Genomic DNA, 14,173 nt, shown 5'->3' with positions numbered 1-14,173 from the left:
CGTCTCCCTCCTGTGTGCCGACACAATAGCACGCGCTCCTAAGAAACGGGGGCCAGAACTCTCGCTTGGCTAGGTGCGTCCACTTCGGAATATGCGCTCACTCGTTTTCATCCTCGCTAAGTTCCCGCTCTGCCTGTAACCAGAACTCTAGATCCCGCCCGTAGGCCGCCCGTGCTGTTCCCAGAGTTCGTGGGCACGAGCCCTGATTGCTTGCTTGGACCGGCGCGCAGCTAAGCGCCGTTGCAGGCTCTCTCCCAGATCCTCGACGAACGCCTTGAGCCGCTGATAGGTCGTTTGGTCGGTTATCTCGGAAGCCAGCCGCTTCGCTTGCTCGAGCTGGCGCTCTAACTCTTGGCGATCGGTGCTCTGGCTCATGGTCACCTCCGCCGGAAATAAGTCCGCAAAATTGTTCATTTTTGGCTTGTTCGAGAAGCGGGGCCAGGAGGTGCGCCCCGTATGCGAAAATCACGCCTGCTGGCAACGAGTTGTTCGCGTAAGTCACGACATAACGGTCTCCCGACTAGGATCATTCCGATCTCCGCTCATCGTCATCGGACCAATTGGCGGTGAAGTTCGCGCTCAACGAAACAAGCCGCCACTGTGATCTATACGAGCAAAGCTCTTTTGGCGTGTCAGCAATCCGGCATTCCCGCCGGACGTGCCGACGCATTTCCAGTGGAGCCGGTTGAGCCCGAAGCGCCAGAACCAGTTGGGCCCGGCGTGCTTGAGCCCACAGTCGTTTCAGGTGCCTTTTCCGAAGATGATGCGCCAGCGGAGCTCGGGTTCTTTTCGCGAATGATGTTGCTGCTGACATCCCAGCATTGCTTGGGCGTGACGCCCTGATCGCGGTTTGCACTAACGCCCGTTCCTTGTGCGTTTGCGAAGCTGGTGACTATCAAAAAAGTGGCGCCACAAATCGAAGCGAAATAGATCGTTTTCATGGTTCTTTCCTTCTCATCTGACTGCGAACGCTCAGTGAACCGTTGGATGCCTGAGAGCGGGGTCGATAGCCTCACTGCCGTCGGCAGCCAACTCGTCCCTGAATGAGGGGCGCTGTGCGAGCCTCAGCCATTCTTCGGAAAGCCGCAGCAGTTGCTGCTTGTCTATCGAAGAGACCGTCTTCGCGGCTTGTTGCCGGCAGTGCTCGGCTCGCGTGCGGCAAATATCTCCGTGCTCAGCCATGACACTGGTCCGCGCTCGCCCCCGGGCGCCGATTGGCCCCACTCAACTTCAATTCACCCGGCCGGTTTAACGTTCCTAGCCCAGCCGTTTAGGAACGGTCTGCGGAAGGTCGCGTTTGCGGACGGAAAGTCGTGGTTTGCGGTCAATGCCCCGTTTCTTCTTTCACATCAACGGAAAGTTCCCGTTTCGGGATGAAGTCGGAACCGAGCTTCGAGACGATCGCGCTGCTTGGAAGGAAGCTCTGTTGCTGACCCGAGACATCGAAACATGGTTACAGCCCGGGGAGAGTTGGAGCCTCGATGTCGAGGCTGGCGATCGCTTGTTGTACCGGATCAGCATCACGAGCGAAGAAGGATGAACAGAGCGGCGGATATGGGCGACACGCCCCAGATCTCCCAGCTTCCACGCATCCAGGAACCATGACGAAAGCTGTTGTAGATGCGGGGCTCAACCAGAGCTTACACATCAGATGCTAGACTCGACGCTAGGGCTGACCATGCGCATCTACTAATGCCAGTGCGGGGGAGCGAAGCTGGACCGAGCAGAGTAACCGCCCACAGCCGTGGACGTTAAGTTTGCCTGCACGACAGCGGGATACGGGATTTTCTCTGCGCGCAAGCCACCGCAGCGGTAGGCACATCGGTGCGCATTGATGATCGTAGTGCGTGGACGCAGCACCGCGGCAAAGACAAGTTGGGGCAAGCTCCCACCGTCATCCCCCTCCGCCCTCCTTGCTCCTCAGTTCCGCTATCTTTCGCGCTCGCTCCCATAGCTCGATGTCGTGGCCATCCACCATCTGCTTGGCGCGCTCTTGCGCCGCGTTATCATCAGGAGCCAGGAATTCGTGTCGGTCCATAATGCGTCCGTCCCGACCTAGAACGAAAATGCGATACTCCTGCATGGCATCTCCCTCCGGTAGGTCCTGCCAAGGAGGTAAAACCCGGAACTGCCAAAAAAGGTTTCCAAGTTCCGTCGTCGGACAGCGCCGAACCACGTGGAACTCCGGACCGGAACGAATCAAGTTGCGGCACTTTGAATCGGCCTTCGTCGCGTGGAGTCATGCGAGTGGCGTTTCAGCGTAAGAAGCCGGCGGCGCTCGGCACCAAGGCGCCTTACCCGGGCCTTGTCGAGCCGGCGCCGGCCACCGAGATCGAGCGTGTGCCGACCGGCGCCAGATGGATCCATGAGATCAAGTTCGACGGCTACCGCGTCCAGGTCCACCTCGCCAATGAGACGATCAAGGTGTTCACACGCCGCGGCAACGACTGGACCAGGCGGTTTCGCAAGATCGCCGACGACGCCTGGCACATCTCGGCTGTCGCCCATGCGCCACCCCCGAGCCTCGCGAAGTCTATCTGCACGTCATTTCGATGGGCCCAAGCTAAGAACCTCATCCAGCTCCGCCGCGCGCGCGGCTTGCCGCGCTTTTCGAAGCAGCTTCTCCCGCTCGGCACCGGGCGATAGGTGTCTTGCGCGAGCGCGAGCCTCTTCGGCAGAGCTGATCAGTCGTTCCTGGAGTGAAGTGGTCTGTTTGGCCCGATTGCGCTTACGTTTGCCTTCCATGTAAAAACGCTAATCGCGGACAGTCTAGAGCTACATTCAAGTAAGTTAAGACGTCAGGGAAAATTGGGCCGGTCCGCTGCGCCTCGATTCAAGATGTCGGGAAGCGTCGAGCCCAGTGCATGGCATTGGCCCCGGCATGAGCTTCCGCAGGTTATTGCCTTGGGATACCTGCCTGCCCTATTCCTGGGTCTTCCTGGAACCCGGAAAGAACCATGAAGGATATGCAGGCGCACCTGGAAAAGCTTCGGAATGAAGCCGAGGAGTGCGATCTAATCAGCAAGCTCGCGACAAACGCGACGAAGAAAGCACTCTTTGCAAAGCTTGCCGAACACCACCGAGCGTTGGTCAGGGATGTAGAACAAGCCATCGCGGCCTCCTCGGTAGATCCGAGCGATTGAATCCTACCGCCAGCCGTTGCGGGCATTAAGGCGCAGCCCGGCCGGGGGTAAGACCGAGCTGCGGGGGGGGGGGGGGCTGTGCACACCCGGTTGGTGATCGTGTGGGCACACCATACAATTCGCGCGCGGAGCCTTTGTTCCTAATCTGGCGGCGGTGCAAAAACGAAGAAGACTATCGTTTCTGCAGCGACCCAGGCCTGTCGCAGTCGCGATGGTGCTGCTGGAGGTCGAGATTGGCTAGCCAGAGGACCTAACGACGGCCCGCTGGAACATCGACAACGATCAGCCGCGCGTCTCGTTCCGGTAGTCAGCTGGGAAATCGAGTTCCTAAGCTCAGGCGATCCGATCAGGTGGTCGCCGCCCGAGGCGTCCTTCCAGTTCTGCTCTCAAACGCGCCACCTGCTGAAGGCGGGCTGATAGATCCTCGGCAGTACGACTCAAGCGTACCCCCTGCGTAAGACGGTCTGATAGATTCTTGGTAATACGAAGCAGCAGAATGATGCGATCACCTTCTCTCATAGCGTCACCAGGCAATGTAGAGTGGCAGCAGCAGAGAGTAAATGAGCAGCCGCGGATCTGTTCCGGCGGTGTTTTGCGCGCGGCGGGACGACAGAAAAGGGGCTCACTAGAGTGAAGCGACCGGCAGGGCGACAAGCACCAAACGATTTTCAGCGGTCCGCCCGTATCCCAGGACAGATGGACGTGCCGCACGGCCGTACAATCGACGCTGTAGCCGCAAGACGCACCAGATCATTTCGTCCTGGTGGACTTTCCAGCGAAAAGAACGTGGTGGGATATTCTACGAGACAGCGCTGTTCAGAAAGTGTAACCCATGTGTCCGGTACGTTTTGTCACCTATGTCTCGGGCCGCTCAAATACTTGCGCCAAAACACTTGCGCCAAAACTCAGACGACGAACATACGCGATGATATCATCAGCGATATGGTCGAGGTCACCTTAGCCGGCCGCATCCGTCTCAATGCGACAGCCCAGAGCGTCGGCCGGTTTGCGCGCGCAGCTGTCGGATGGCCCATAACAAGTTCGGCCGGGCCTCGCTGGACCTGCCAGCCTTCCAGGAAGCCGAGACGCCGCTGATTGAGCCTGTCAGTCGTGATTGTGGCGTGAGTTAATCACCCATGGACAGAATCTCACCGGTTTGTGTGGGGAGTTTCGGCGCGTTTGGGCCATTAATCAGCTATTGACCCCAGCAGGGATCCTCCCATGGAGTTGCCTGCACCAGATTTGTTGGCGGGCGTCTTTCTTGTCGGCGCTCTGGTTGGCTATGCCGTCAGAGCTTTTATGTCCGCCAGGCGTCGGACTCGAGCCCGCAAGCGGCGACATGATTTCAATTAACTCACACCCATGACGCCCCGTAGCCTCCTCGGGTGAGGATCGATCCAGCAAAAGTGATGGGGGGGCCCAGTGGAGTTTAGTGATAGATTTATGACAGCAGGCCTGACCTACCCATTTACCGTTTGGAAATGCTTCTCTTTCCCCCGAATTGGACCACAACGAACGAGGCAGAAGAGCCTCGTCGATTGGAGCGAGTAGCCCGCGAACAAGCTGCGCTGTGCCTCCTCGACGAGTCGCGCAACGCCATGCTCGAGATCGCCGGCAACTACGCGAGAGCCGCGGCGGTTTCCCAGACGTCTTCCCCCCTCCTCGCGGGCGTGTTCGCCTGGTGGTGGAAGTTGGTGTGTGGGTAAGAGCGCCCCTTTGAGGAGCGCCTTCGCGCGTCCAGGGCAGCGTCATATGTCCTCACGCGTTTGCACGCTAGCGGCGGCGCAGTCGCTTCCTGAGACGCTACCGATAATGGTAACGGGGAAGGTGCTGCGACCGGAGCTGCGCGCGCGAGGATAGATTCTCTTCGGCAAATTCGACACGATAGGCAAATGCAAAAAACCGCTTCTCACGCCGCGGGCCTGCACCGCGCCTCCCTCAACAAGCTCCACGATTTGGACGCGGCGCTGGAGCTCATGTACTATGGTTGGCGCGGGATGACGCTCTCGGCCGACCAGTATCTTGCCACGCTCGGCCTGTCACGCCCGCACCATCGCATTCTCTATGTCGTCGCACGGCGGCCCGACATCTCGATCGGCTCGCTGATCGAGGTCCTCGGCATTTCCAAGCAAGCTTTGAACCGGCCGCTCGGCCTGTTGCTCGAGCGCAAGCTCCTGACATCGAAGCGGTCGCCCGAGCAGCATCGATCCAAATTGCTGCGCCTGACGCAGGCGGGGCAACGCATCGAACAACGAGCATCGGGCTACGAGCGGAAGGTCCTGCGCGAGGCATTTGATCGTGCTGGGCCGTCCGGCGCAGCCGCGTGGATGGCCGTTATGGAAGCCATCGCCGACAACAACTGACTGCGCTCTCAGGTCAACCTGATTGACGTCAGGGTCGCGCCGTGCCACTCTTCAGCAGTTGCACTTGAGGAGGGCGGAAGCATGAGCGGACGGACAATGGACCGGGCGGCCGCCGGGCGCTTTGTCGAGGCGCGGTGCGCCAACTGGTGCAAGGTTGATATCGATGCCGTCGTCTCGCACTTGGCCGACAACGCCGAGATGCGCAGCCCCCTGGCGCTCAAACTGACGGATTCTCCCGTGGTCGTTGGCGCCCAGAACATTCGCGCCTACTGGCGCAAGGCTTATGGAGGCATCGAAAACGCAGACCTGAAAATCCTGGACTGGAGCTGGGACGAAACGACCGCGCGCCTAACGGTGTGGTGGCAACTGGGCGACACGCGCGCCAGCGAGTTCATGGACTTCGATGATGCCGGCCGTGTGGTGCGCAGCGAAGCCTTCTACGGAAAGTAGCCCATGCGATTCTCGGATTTCGTCCTGCTCCTCAACGCACTCTGGTTCGGCGGCGCATTCATCCAGTTCAGCATTGCCCAGCGCAATACGCTGAAGATCCTGGTGCCCCGGGAAGAGCGCGGCAATCCGATTGCACCGACCTTGTCCGCCAGCGTGGCATTTCTGGGCGGGATCAATCTGCCAATCGGTCTCTTGTCGCTTTATCTTCTCGTCCGGCCGCCCTTCTTTCAGGCGATTGACGCGCAGCTTGCGCTGTTCCTGTTCTTCGCCGCGTGCCACTTCAGCCAGTTCGCCTATAACCTCCCGGTCCTGATGCGCGGGGGTCGCGTCGGGGTGGCATACTGGCCCGTATTGAAGGGCCCGATGCTCAGGATTTTCGTCATCGATGCGACGCTGTTCGTGGCAAATCTTGCCGCGGTTTTGCTGCTGGCGTCGCGTTCCTGATGCTCCGCCGTCGCGGCGGTGTCGCCTTCCCAGAGCGGCGATCGCGTTGATGAGCGTCTCCGCGCTTTCCGCCTCGCCTGCTCTGCTTTCTTTCCAAGAAGACTTTCATACTCGCTCACGTTTTCATTTCGCACGAAACTCGCTGGCGGCGATGCAAACCTGATCTCGTTTTCCTCCGCAGGGCGCCCAACTACACGAACCTATCCCTCCAGGAGGAAGTGAAATGAAATTCGTTGCAGTCGCCTTGACCACTTTGGCCATGCTCTCGCTGACCTTCGTGCCGGCGGATGCCGCCAAGCGTCATCACCGCGCGCACCACGCGAAAAATTTGGGTAATCCGAACGGCACAGCCGCCGGTCCCACCTCGCTGAGCGGCACCGGATCGTCGCAATACGGAGGATCAAGCCCGGGTACCGCGGGCAAGAATTGATCCACGGAAAGTATCTCTCTGCTCAAGGCGCGGCGACGATGATGTGTGGATGTCCGGCGCTTGATCCGGACGCGCTGCATGCCTTCGCCGCCGCGGCCGAGCTCTCCGTGGATTGTGGCCTGATCTTGTCGCTCGCGTGGCGGACTGTGTCAGGCGCCGGACCGTTTGCATCGCACGAAACCATTTTCCACCAATGACGAAAACGTCCTGAAACAAAGTGCGAGCTATCTACGTTTCAAAAGGAAAACAGGGATGGCAAACATGCAGTTCATATTGGACCTGTTCTGGGAACAATCGTGCAGCACATATCTCGCCTCCCTGGCACAACAGGAGGTGCAGCAATGATCGAGACCTCTGCAGCAATCCTCGCGCTGGTGAGCGTGGGTATCTTCCTCGCGCACGCGCTCGACGCTTATCGGACCGGCTAGCGCGAACCTGATTTCGTCTGGATGCATTCCCGCTCTAGCAATCTTGAGCGGGCGATGTCTCACAGCGCTGCTGCCGTACCGTGATAGCCCTCGCCGAGCGCACCGGCCTAAATTCCAGCGCCTCCGGAAACGTTTGCCGCCTTGCGCGTTTTTGCAAGGAGCCAACATGGGAGGAGCGCGCATGCGGACCTCAACTATCGCAATGCTCATCGCCCTGGGAAGCGCGATCGCGCTGCCGGCAGCGGCGCAGCAGATGACACCCGGCAAGCAACAGATGCAGGACGACGCCAACAAGGGCGTCAAGACCCGCAACTCCGGCGAGTCAGGCTATGTGGCCGGCCAGGAGAAGCAGGGCGCGCGCGTTCCCGGTCAGTCTGACCAGAGCCAGACGACAGGATCCAGCAATGGAACCGGCAGCCAGGGTTCTGGATCGGGCGGAAGAAATCGATAGCGCGCAGCCAATCAGCGAGACCTCTGACACCACGGCGACTGCGCCAGGAGATGCGAATGAGGACCGCGGCAAAGCTCCTCGCGCAAAAGCAGCAATTGCTCGAGCGGCTGCAGGAGAATCCCGGGGCGAACGAACGCGCCGAGATCGAACGGCTGCTCGAGCAGATCGACACCGCGTTGAATCTGCTCGATGAAGCCGGCTCCAGCGGCTCCGGCGAAGAGCCCGACTGACGTGGGTCGGATGGCTGCCTACAAAATCGCCTTGCCGGAACCGTATCTCGGGGCTTTTCTCAAAAATGTGGGTCCTTGGGGCGACACCTAGGGTTTCACCTGGCCTCGTGCCATCCACCCGCAAGAGCCCCCGCCTTCCTCCCGGTCGGTGGGGGTTTTGTTTTTCATCAAGCGGATCGGCCCGAAGAAAAAGTATAAGATGGGCCCGTGAGGAATTGCCCAGCTCATTTCGAGGAAGCGCTATGGATAGTGATTTTGTCGGTTACCAGCATGCGATGCTTGTTCTCATGCGCCACATATTGGCCGAGCAAGCACTGCAGAGTGGCGAGGAGCCGATGCAGTGGCTCCGCAACTTCAAGAGCCGAGTGGTCCAGGACATCAAGGGAACGTCAGGTCCTTCGGAGCAGGACGAACTGGCTGTGATCCCGGTGTCTCTTGCCGTGATCGACGACGTTTTTGCCGATGTGATGTAGTTTGAGACCCAAGCGCTCGCGGCACGAGCGGTCACGCCTCGCCAAGCGCATTCATACGGGAGACGTTGAGGATTTCCGCCTCACCGCTGCCAACGCGGACAACGTCTCCCACCCTCCTGCCAAACAGCGCTCGCGCCAATGGTGAGGCGTGCGAGACGGTGCCGTGAGCAGGATCCGCCTCGTCCTCGCCGACGATCCGAAAGGTCTGTTGTCGACCGTCATCGCGGAGGATTGTAACGGCATGTCCGAACCGAACCTGGCCGTCGTCCTCGGGCTCTGCCACCACATTGGCGGAAGCGCGCCTCGCGCTCCAATAACGCAAGTCACGTGAGGCGCTCGCGATCGCCGAGCGGTCGCCCTCCGCCTGTGCCGCCACCAACGCTTCTTGCGCGGCCGCGACTGCGGCCTCGATCTGGGCAAGGCCTTCCCTGGTGACATCGTTTCGCGCGTCCGAAATCGGCCGATCGGGCAGATCGTCGAGCTTACCCTCGCCTTCCCTGACAAAAGCGCGGCTCATGTTGCTCTCATGCGCGTCGAGCCAACGCGTGGATCGCCCATCACTTCGCTCTTGCGTTCGGCGCCTTGGTCCTGCGGCCCTTCAAGATCATTCTCTTCTGGCATCTTCGACTCCGAGACTGGATATTTCCAACGGGTCCGAACCGGCGTCGTTCCTCGATCACCTTCACGTAAATCGGGATAGTTCGGCATCATTCTTAGGAAGATTCGGAACGCCTGGCAGCCTCCCAGGTTATCGTCCCGTCGATTGGGACGACATGATCCACCTTCCCAAGGGCCCCGGCGATTGTCCCCCGAGCAAGCCGGGGCCCAACTTTTTGAGAAGCTAAGATTGAACGCGCTGGATTTCTTCGTACCGAACGATGCAGACACATCGCGATATCACGACAATATCAGCAGACCATTCGACTCTGGTGAGGCAAGTCCACGATGAGGGGCGCAGAGATTCATCATAGCCGCTGGCCATGCAGCACCAAGGGATTGAATTCACCGTCGAGAAAACCAGGCAGCGCCACGTCTGGCGCTGGGTATTCTGGATCGGCGATCAAGCGAGAACCGGCCTGATGCGAACGCCGTTGGAGGCGCTCGCGATACGCCGGACGCAAACGCTGATCGATCGCGAGTTGAAAAAGCGGGCTCAGGAGAATGCTTGTTAGAGCGAGGTCGACGCGCCCGGCGTGCCGATATTCGTGAACCGCCGAAAACAAAAAGGACGAGGCCCGGTCAACCTAGAGACCGAGCCTCGTCGCATCATCCCCCGCCCCATCAGCGCGATGATGTCTGGTGGAACGATCGTGTCATACGCAAAATCTGAGGCGCGATCCATCCGGGCGACTACGGGACGTCGAGCATTTGCGATCGGCGCAGCATGACAGAACGGTCCAGCAAGCTCTGTCTGGCTTCGTCACCGGCACCTGCGATTGCGCTGCAGCAGCGGTTTGCGCCTGCAACCTCTCGTTTAATTGATTGAATTGCTAGCGGCGCGCCTCGCACAGATTAGAAAGCACTGATGGAGGCTGCCGTGCTTGCCGAAAAATTCTTCCTGTTGCTGGAGACTCTGAGGAGCTACACCGAGACCGACGGAAGTCAGCGCGTGGTCAGCACGTCGCCGCACGTCCCGCTCCAACTCCCCGAGGCCCAAGTCATCTTTCTCTACCCGTCCAGGGCCGACACGAGACGGCGGCACGGTTTGAATAGCTGACGTGAACCACGTCACAGCGGTCGGCGTTTCGGCGCGCTAAACAGGGCGCCGTAGGACCGCGGTGCCGCCATGGAAAACAAGTTCGACCTGCCCACGATCATCGCCGCCGTCGTTGTCGCGGGGTACGCGGCAATCATACTGGAATATGTCGCTCACGAGGATCTCGGCTTTTCCACCACGCAGATTCGGCACGTCGCGATGATCGCCGCGGTGCTTGCCGGCATCTGGGTCGCAATGGACATGCTGCGCTCGAATCCGGATGAGGTCGAATGAGGATGGCACTGATCAGCCGTTCGAAATGCAACCCGGACGCTATTTTGTCCTAGGTATTCTCTGACGAATCAGACCTACTCGCGTCTTGATCGATTCTCACACGGTTTGGCGGCATGACCCAACCAGAGATCTTGGATCAAGACATCCGCGCGTTGCAGGAATGGCTTCGCGCCGCTTGGCTGCAACTCGCTGATCCCTCGCTGACCGCTTTCGGCCGGCGCGAACTGCGCAACCAGATGAAGCAATACAACGCCGATCTGCGCGCGCGTCTCGAGCGCGTTGCCGCGCCCCAGCCGAAGCAGAGCGGGCAGCCGGAGCGCAGCTTCGCAAGACCAGAGATGCGGATTCTCGCTTGGCGCTAGACTTCTGATTCGATCAGAACCGAACATGCGCCAGGCCGTCAGGCCTGGAGCATCCACCTGCGTCGCTCTATCGCCAGCTATTGCGGTGGCCGAGTTTGTACCGCCGCTCCCCGGCTTCACGATGTGACGCCCCTCACACCGAGCCGAACCTGTGTTAACACCTTCGCGCGGCGCGGCTGTTCCCGACGGCGGTCGGCAAGCCGCAGCCAAACGGGTTGCGTTTCCTATATGTTCGGTGCTGTCGCGGCCGAGCGTTAAAGAAGGTTTAATCGTGCTTTATCTGGAACTTGCGATCGTTTTTGTCCTGATCGTCGTCAATGGCCTGCTTGCGATGTCGGAACTGGCGATCGTCTCCTCCCGGCCAGCAAGGCTGGCGGGATTGGTCGAAAAAGGCGTGAGCGGCTCGCGGCAAGCGCTGGCGCTTTCATCCGACCCGGGCAAATTCCTTTCCACCGTGCAGATCGGCATTACCCTGATCGGGGTGCTCTCGGGCGCTTTTTCCGGAGCAACGCTTGGGCAGCGGGTCTCGCAATGGCTGCTCGGATTCAGTGTCTCCCCAGCGCTCGCCGATGCCATCGGCGTCGGTTTTGTCGTCACCGTCATCACCTATGCCTCGCTGATCGTCGGCGAGCTCGTGCCTAAGCAGATCGCGCTGCGCGATCCGGAAGCGATTGCGGTCAGGGTCGCGCCGGCCATGGTGTGGATGGCGAGGATCTCGCTGCCGCTGGTTTGGCTGCTCGACCGCTCCGGCAAGGCGCTGCTCTGGCTGCTCGGCCATCGTGGCGAAGCCGAAGAGAAAGTCAGCGAGGAAGAAATCAGGACGCTGGTGGTCGAAGCCGAAAACGCCGGCGTGCTCGAGCCCGGCGAAAAAGAGATGATCGCGGGCGTAATGCGGCTCGGCGATCTTCCGGTCGGCGCGGTGATGACACCGCGCCACGAAGTCAGTTCGATCGACCTCACCGATCCCCCTTCCGAGATTCATGCAACGCTGCTCAAGACCAACCACTCTCGCGTGGTCGTATTCGACGACAATGGCGACGTTGCACTTGGCATCGTTCAAGCCAAGGATCTGCTTGATGCTTATCTGTCCGGCGGAACGCCGGACATCCGCTCGCTCGTCCGTCAGGCGCCGGTGATTCCGGAGACCGTCGATGCACGCGACGTGGTCGCGATCCTGCGCGATTCTGCCGTCCATATCGGCCTGGTGCACGATGAATACGGCACCTTCCAGGGCGTGGTGACGAGCGCCGACATTCTGGAAGCGATCGTCGGCGCGTTCCACACCGAGGAGGGGCCGGCGGAACCCGCTTACGTCAGGCGCGATGACGGCTCCTACCTGATCTCGGGCTGGATGCCGGCGCTCGAATTTGCCGACCTGCTCGGCATCACCCTTCCCTCGCCGCGGCCCTACCAGACCTTTGCGGGCTTCCTGCTACAGGAATTCGGCGCGATCCCCAATGTCGGCGAAAAGGTCACGGCCCATGGCTGGCAGTTCGAGATCGTCGATCTCGACGGCCGGAGGATCGACAAGGCCTTGGTCAGCCGCGTGGAAGAGCCGTGACCTATCTCTTATGGCCTGGAAACCCACCGGTTCCCGGCCCTGCCGTGACGGCTGTTGCGCACCCGTCCCATGCGCCAGACCGGCTCGCTGCAGCGCCGTTCTGTTGATAACCAGGAACTTGTCCATTCCCGGCGCGGGATCGTCGGCCGCCCTGTGCTATCGGCATAACGGCAAGATCAGGTACGGAACACAGATATGCGGATTACCCTCGTCGGTTCCCGCCATTTCGGCGTGGCGACCTTGAATATGCTGCGCCAACGCGAAGTCGATGTCGTCAGGGTCGTGGTGCACGATGGCGAAGACCGGCTGGCGGCGGCTGCGCGGGCCACAGGGATCGATGTGGTGGTGCAGGCCAATCCGAAGCTCGTTGTAGCCTCCGAGATCGCCCCCAGCACCGATCTGATCGTAACGGCCCACAGCCACGCCCGGGTCAGCAAGGAAGCGCTGGCCGCCGCGAAACTCGGCGGGATCGGCTACCATCCCTCGCTACTGCCCCGACATCGCGGCATGGCTGCCGTGGAATGGACCATCAAGGAAGGCGATCCGATCGCGGGCGGCAGCATCTATCATCTCGCCGATCGCATGGATGCCGGCGCCATCGCGGCGCAGGACTGGGTGTTCGTCAAGAAAGGCGAAACCGCGCGCGAGCTCTGGGAGCGGGCGCTGGCGCCGCTGGGGCTCCGGCTGCTCGCCGAGGTGATCGACCATGCCAGAGCTCATGGCAGCCTTCCTGCCAAGCCGCAGGATGAGCAATTCGCGACCAAGGCACCCAGTCTCCCTGACGCCAGGCACTGAACGCCCAAAGTCTGCCGCAACAATCGAACGCGCCTGTCTTTCGATGTGCGGATTCACGCTGCGGATTCACCATGCAAGTTCACCATGATGTGTTTGATCTCGCAGGAACTTTTTGCCTTCCACAGGACGGCCCATTTTGAACACATTGTGTCCGGATAAGCCGGACTGATCACACACATTTCAAGGAAATCTGATCCATGCGTCCTGACCGCATTCGCGCGCTCTTGTTTGCGTCCTTTCTCGGTTCTGCTGCCCTGATTTCTGCCCCTGTTTCGGCCCAGCAGCCCTATGACGGCCTCTGGCAGGTCACCGTGGTCACCAAAACTGGAACCTGCGAGCCTTCGACCTCTTCCACGGTTACGGTCACGGACGGTCAAATCTCCGCGCCGGGCGCTGGCATCTCGGGCAGGGTCGGCCGTGAGGGCCTTGTGCGAGTCTCGATCAATGGTGCATATGCCAACGGACAGCTCAGTGGCAACTCCGGATCGGGGAAGTGGAATGGGGCATCAGCAGGCGTACCGTGCAGCGGTCGATGGGAAGCTTCCCGTCAGTAAGATCCACCGGACCTCGAAGCTGTTCCCCTCCGCACGGCGGCTGACTGTCGCGGCGGCATTTGCTGCGGCAACGTTTTTGGTCTCCCCCGGCCATGCTCAGTCCGGCCCGTTTACCGGGATGGCCGGCACTTGGTCTGGCGGTGGCAGCGTAACCTTGGACGACGGCTCCAGGGAGCGCATCCGCTGCCGCGCGACCTACCGCGTCGGCGGCGTCAACATGGCGATGTCGCTGACCTGCGCCAGCGATGCCTACAAGTTCAACCTGCAAGCCGATGTCGTCGCCCAGGGTAGCGCGATCTCCGGTAACTGGACCGAGGGTAGCCGCGGGATCAGCGGGAGCCTGCAGGGCCGCGGCGGCGGCGGTAATTTCCAGGTTGCCGTTAATGCCGGCGGGTTCAATGCGAACCTCAGCATGCGGACGAGCGGCAACAAGCAATCTGTCAGCATCAGGGCCGATAACGGGTTCCGCGAAGCGGACATCTCGCTATCGAGATAGCTC

Annotated in this window: 18 protein-coding genes and 1 pseudogene; 16 read left to right on the top strand and 3 right to left on the bottom strand. The window is 60.5% G+C overall.

The genetic code is table 11. The features are described 5' to 3' along the window. Window positions 1–147: 147 nt before the first annotated feature. Both AC5ZGW_RS21340 and AC5ZGW_RS21335 read right to left on the bottom strand, forming a co-directional pair. Window positions 148–414, bottom strand: a complete 267-nt coding sequence (locus AC5ZGW_RS21340) for a DUF2934 domain-containing protein (RefSeq protein ID WP_245474786.1) — start codon at window positions 412–414, stop codon at window positions 148–150. Between the two features lie 218 nt (window positions 415–632). After that, a complete protein-coding gene (locus tag AC5ZGW_RS21335; RefSeq protein WP_130226902.1) occupies window positions 633–941 on the bottom strand; it encodes a hypothetical protein in 309 nt (102 codons plus the stop codon). Between the two features lie 386 nt (window positions 942–1,327). Between AC5ZGW_RS21335 and AC5ZGW_RS21330 the strand changes: the two genes are divergently transcribed. From AC5ZGW_RS21330 to AC5ZGW_RS21285, 10 genes and pseudogenes are all read left to right on the top strand, one after another. After that, a complete protein-coding gene (locus tag AC5ZGW_RS21330; RefSeq protein ID WP_130226903.1) occupies window positions 1,328–1,540 on the top strand; it encodes a DUF6894 family protein in 213 nt (70 codons plus the stop codon). Between the two features lie 707 nt (window positions 1,541–2,247). Then, window positions 2,248–2,499 (top strand): annotated as a pseudogene (locus AC5ZGW_RS21325) (ATP-dependent DNA ligase); the annotation flags it as partial. Window positions 2,500–2,957: 458 nt separating this feature from the next. Beyond that, window positions 2,958–3,143, top strand: coding sequence for a hypothetical protein (locus AC5ZGW_RS21320; RefSeq protein WP_130226907.1), 186 nt, complete (start codon window positions 2,958–2,960; stop codon window positions 3,141–3,143). Between the two features lie 1,892 nt (window positions 3,144–5,035). Then, window positions 5,036–5,506, top strand: coding sequence for a MarR family winged helix-turn-helix transcriptional regulator (locus AC5ZGW_RS21315; RefSeq protein ID WP_130226908.1), 471 nt, complete (start codon window positions 5,036–5,038; stop codon window positions 5,504–5,506). 81 nt (window positions 5,507–5,587) lie between these two features. Continuing rightward, window positions 5,588–5,956, top strand: a complete 369-nt coding sequence (locus AC5ZGW_RS21310) for a Cif family virulence factor (protein ID WP_130226909.1) — start codon at window positions 5,588–5,590, stop codon at window positions 5,954–5,956. 3 nt (window positions 5,957–5,959) lie between these two features. Beyond that, on the top strand, window positions 5,960–6,400 hold the full coding sequence (locus AC5ZGW_RS21305; RefSeq protein ID WP_130226910.1) for a hypothetical protein: 441 nt from the start codon (window positions 5,960–5,962) through the stop codon (window positions 6,398–6,400). Between the two features lie 223 nt (window positions 6,401–6,623). Beyond that, the gene (locus AC5ZGW_RS21300) at window positions 6,624–6,830 is read left to right on the top strand and encodes a hypothetical protein (protein WP_028165531.1); all 207 of its coding nucleotides are present in this window, start codon (window positions 6,624–6,626) and stop codon (window positions 6,828–6,830) included. A gap of 609 nt (window positions 6,831–7,439) precedes the next feature. Next, the gene (locus AC5ZGW_RS21295; RefSeq protein WP_130226911.1) at window positions 7,440–7,709 is read left to right on the top strand and encodes a hypothetical protein; all 270 of its coding nucleotides are present in this window, start codon (window positions 7,440–7,442) and stop codon (window positions 7,707–7,709) included. 56 nt (window positions 7,710–7,765) lie between these two features. Continuing rightward, the gene (locus tag AC5ZGW_RS21290) at window positions 7,766–7,939 is read left to right on the top strand and encodes a hypothetical protein (protein WP_165435289.1); all 174 of its coding nucleotides are present in this window, start codon (window positions 7,766–7,768) and stop codon (window positions 7,937–7,939) included. Window positions 7,940–8,181: 242 nt separating this feature from the next. After that, entirely contained in the window at window positions 8,182–8,412 is a 231-nt protein-coding gene (locus AC5ZGW_RS21285; RefSeq protein WP_028165532.1) for a hypothetical protein, read from the top strand. A gap of 31 nt (window positions 8,413–8,443) precedes the next feature. Here AC5ZGW_RS21285 and greA read toward each other — a convergent pair whose 3' ends face one another. Then, on the bottom strand, window positions 8,444–8,929 hold the full coding sequence (greA, locus tag AC5ZGW_RS21280; protein WP_130226912.1) for a transcription elongation factor GreA: 486 nt from the start codon (window positions 8,927–8,929) through the stop codon (window positions 8,444–8,446). Between the two features lie 1,269 nt (window positions 8,930–10,198). Here greA and AC5ZGW_RS21275 point away from each other — a divergent pair. The 6 genes from AC5ZGW_RS21275 to AC5ZGW_RS21250 all read left to right on the top strand — a co-directional run bounded on the left by AC5ZGW_RS21275 (window position 10,199) and on the right by AC5ZGW_RS21250 (window position 14,170). Beyond that, the gene (locus AC5ZGW_RS21275) at window positions 10,199–10,402 is read left to right on the top strand and encodes a hypothetical protein (protein WP_028165535.1); all 204 of its coding nucleotides are present in this window, start codon (window positions 10,199–10,201) and stop codon (window positions 10,400–10,402) included. Between the two features lie 113 nt (window positions 10,403–10,515). Then, window positions 10,516–10,764 carry a hypothetical protein gene (locus tag AC5ZGW_RS21270; protein ID WP_028165536.1) on the top strand — a complete coding sequence of 83 codons (249 nt, stop codon included), beginning with the start codon at window positions 10,516–10,518 and terminating at the stop codon, window positions 10,762–10,764. Between the two features lie 271 nt (window positions 10,765–11,035). After that, window positions 11,036–12,325, top strand: a complete 1,290-nt coding sequence (locus AC5ZGW_RS21265) for a hemolysin family protein (protein ID WP_130226914.1) — start codon at window positions 11,036–11,038, stop codon at window positions 12,323–12,325. A 195-nt stretch (window positions 12,326–12,520) separates the two neighbouring features. Further along, the gene (locus AC5ZGW_RS21260; protein WP_130226915.1) at window positions 12,521–13,120 is read left to right on the top strand and encodes a formyltransferase family protein; all 600 of its coding nucleotides are present in this window, start codon (window positions 12,521–12,523) and stop codon (window positions 13,118–13,120) included. A gap of 197 nt (window positions 13,121–13,317) precedes the next feature. Next, entirely contained in the window at window positions 13,318–13,674 is a 357-nt protein-coding gene (locus tag AC5ZGW_RS21255; RefSeq protein WP_080663820.1) for a hypothetical protein, read from the top strand. Next, window positions 13,619–14,170 (top strand): hypothetical protein, encoded by a 552-nt coding sequence (locus AC5ZGW_RS21250; RefSeq protein WP_165435290.1) that lies wholly within the window; start codon window positions 13,619–13,621, stop codon window positions 14,168–14,170. The genes AC5ZGW_RS21255 and AC5ZGW_RS21250 overlap by 56 nt, the downstream gene beginning before the upstream one ends. The last annotated feature ends 3 nt before the right edge of the window (window positions 14,171–14,173 follow it).

It is taken from the genome of Bradyrhizobium sp. Crot121, from assembly GCF_059512385.1.
The sequence above is the reverse complement of the archived record's forward strand: the minus strand, read 5'-3'. Positions and strand labels throughout refer to the sequence as shown.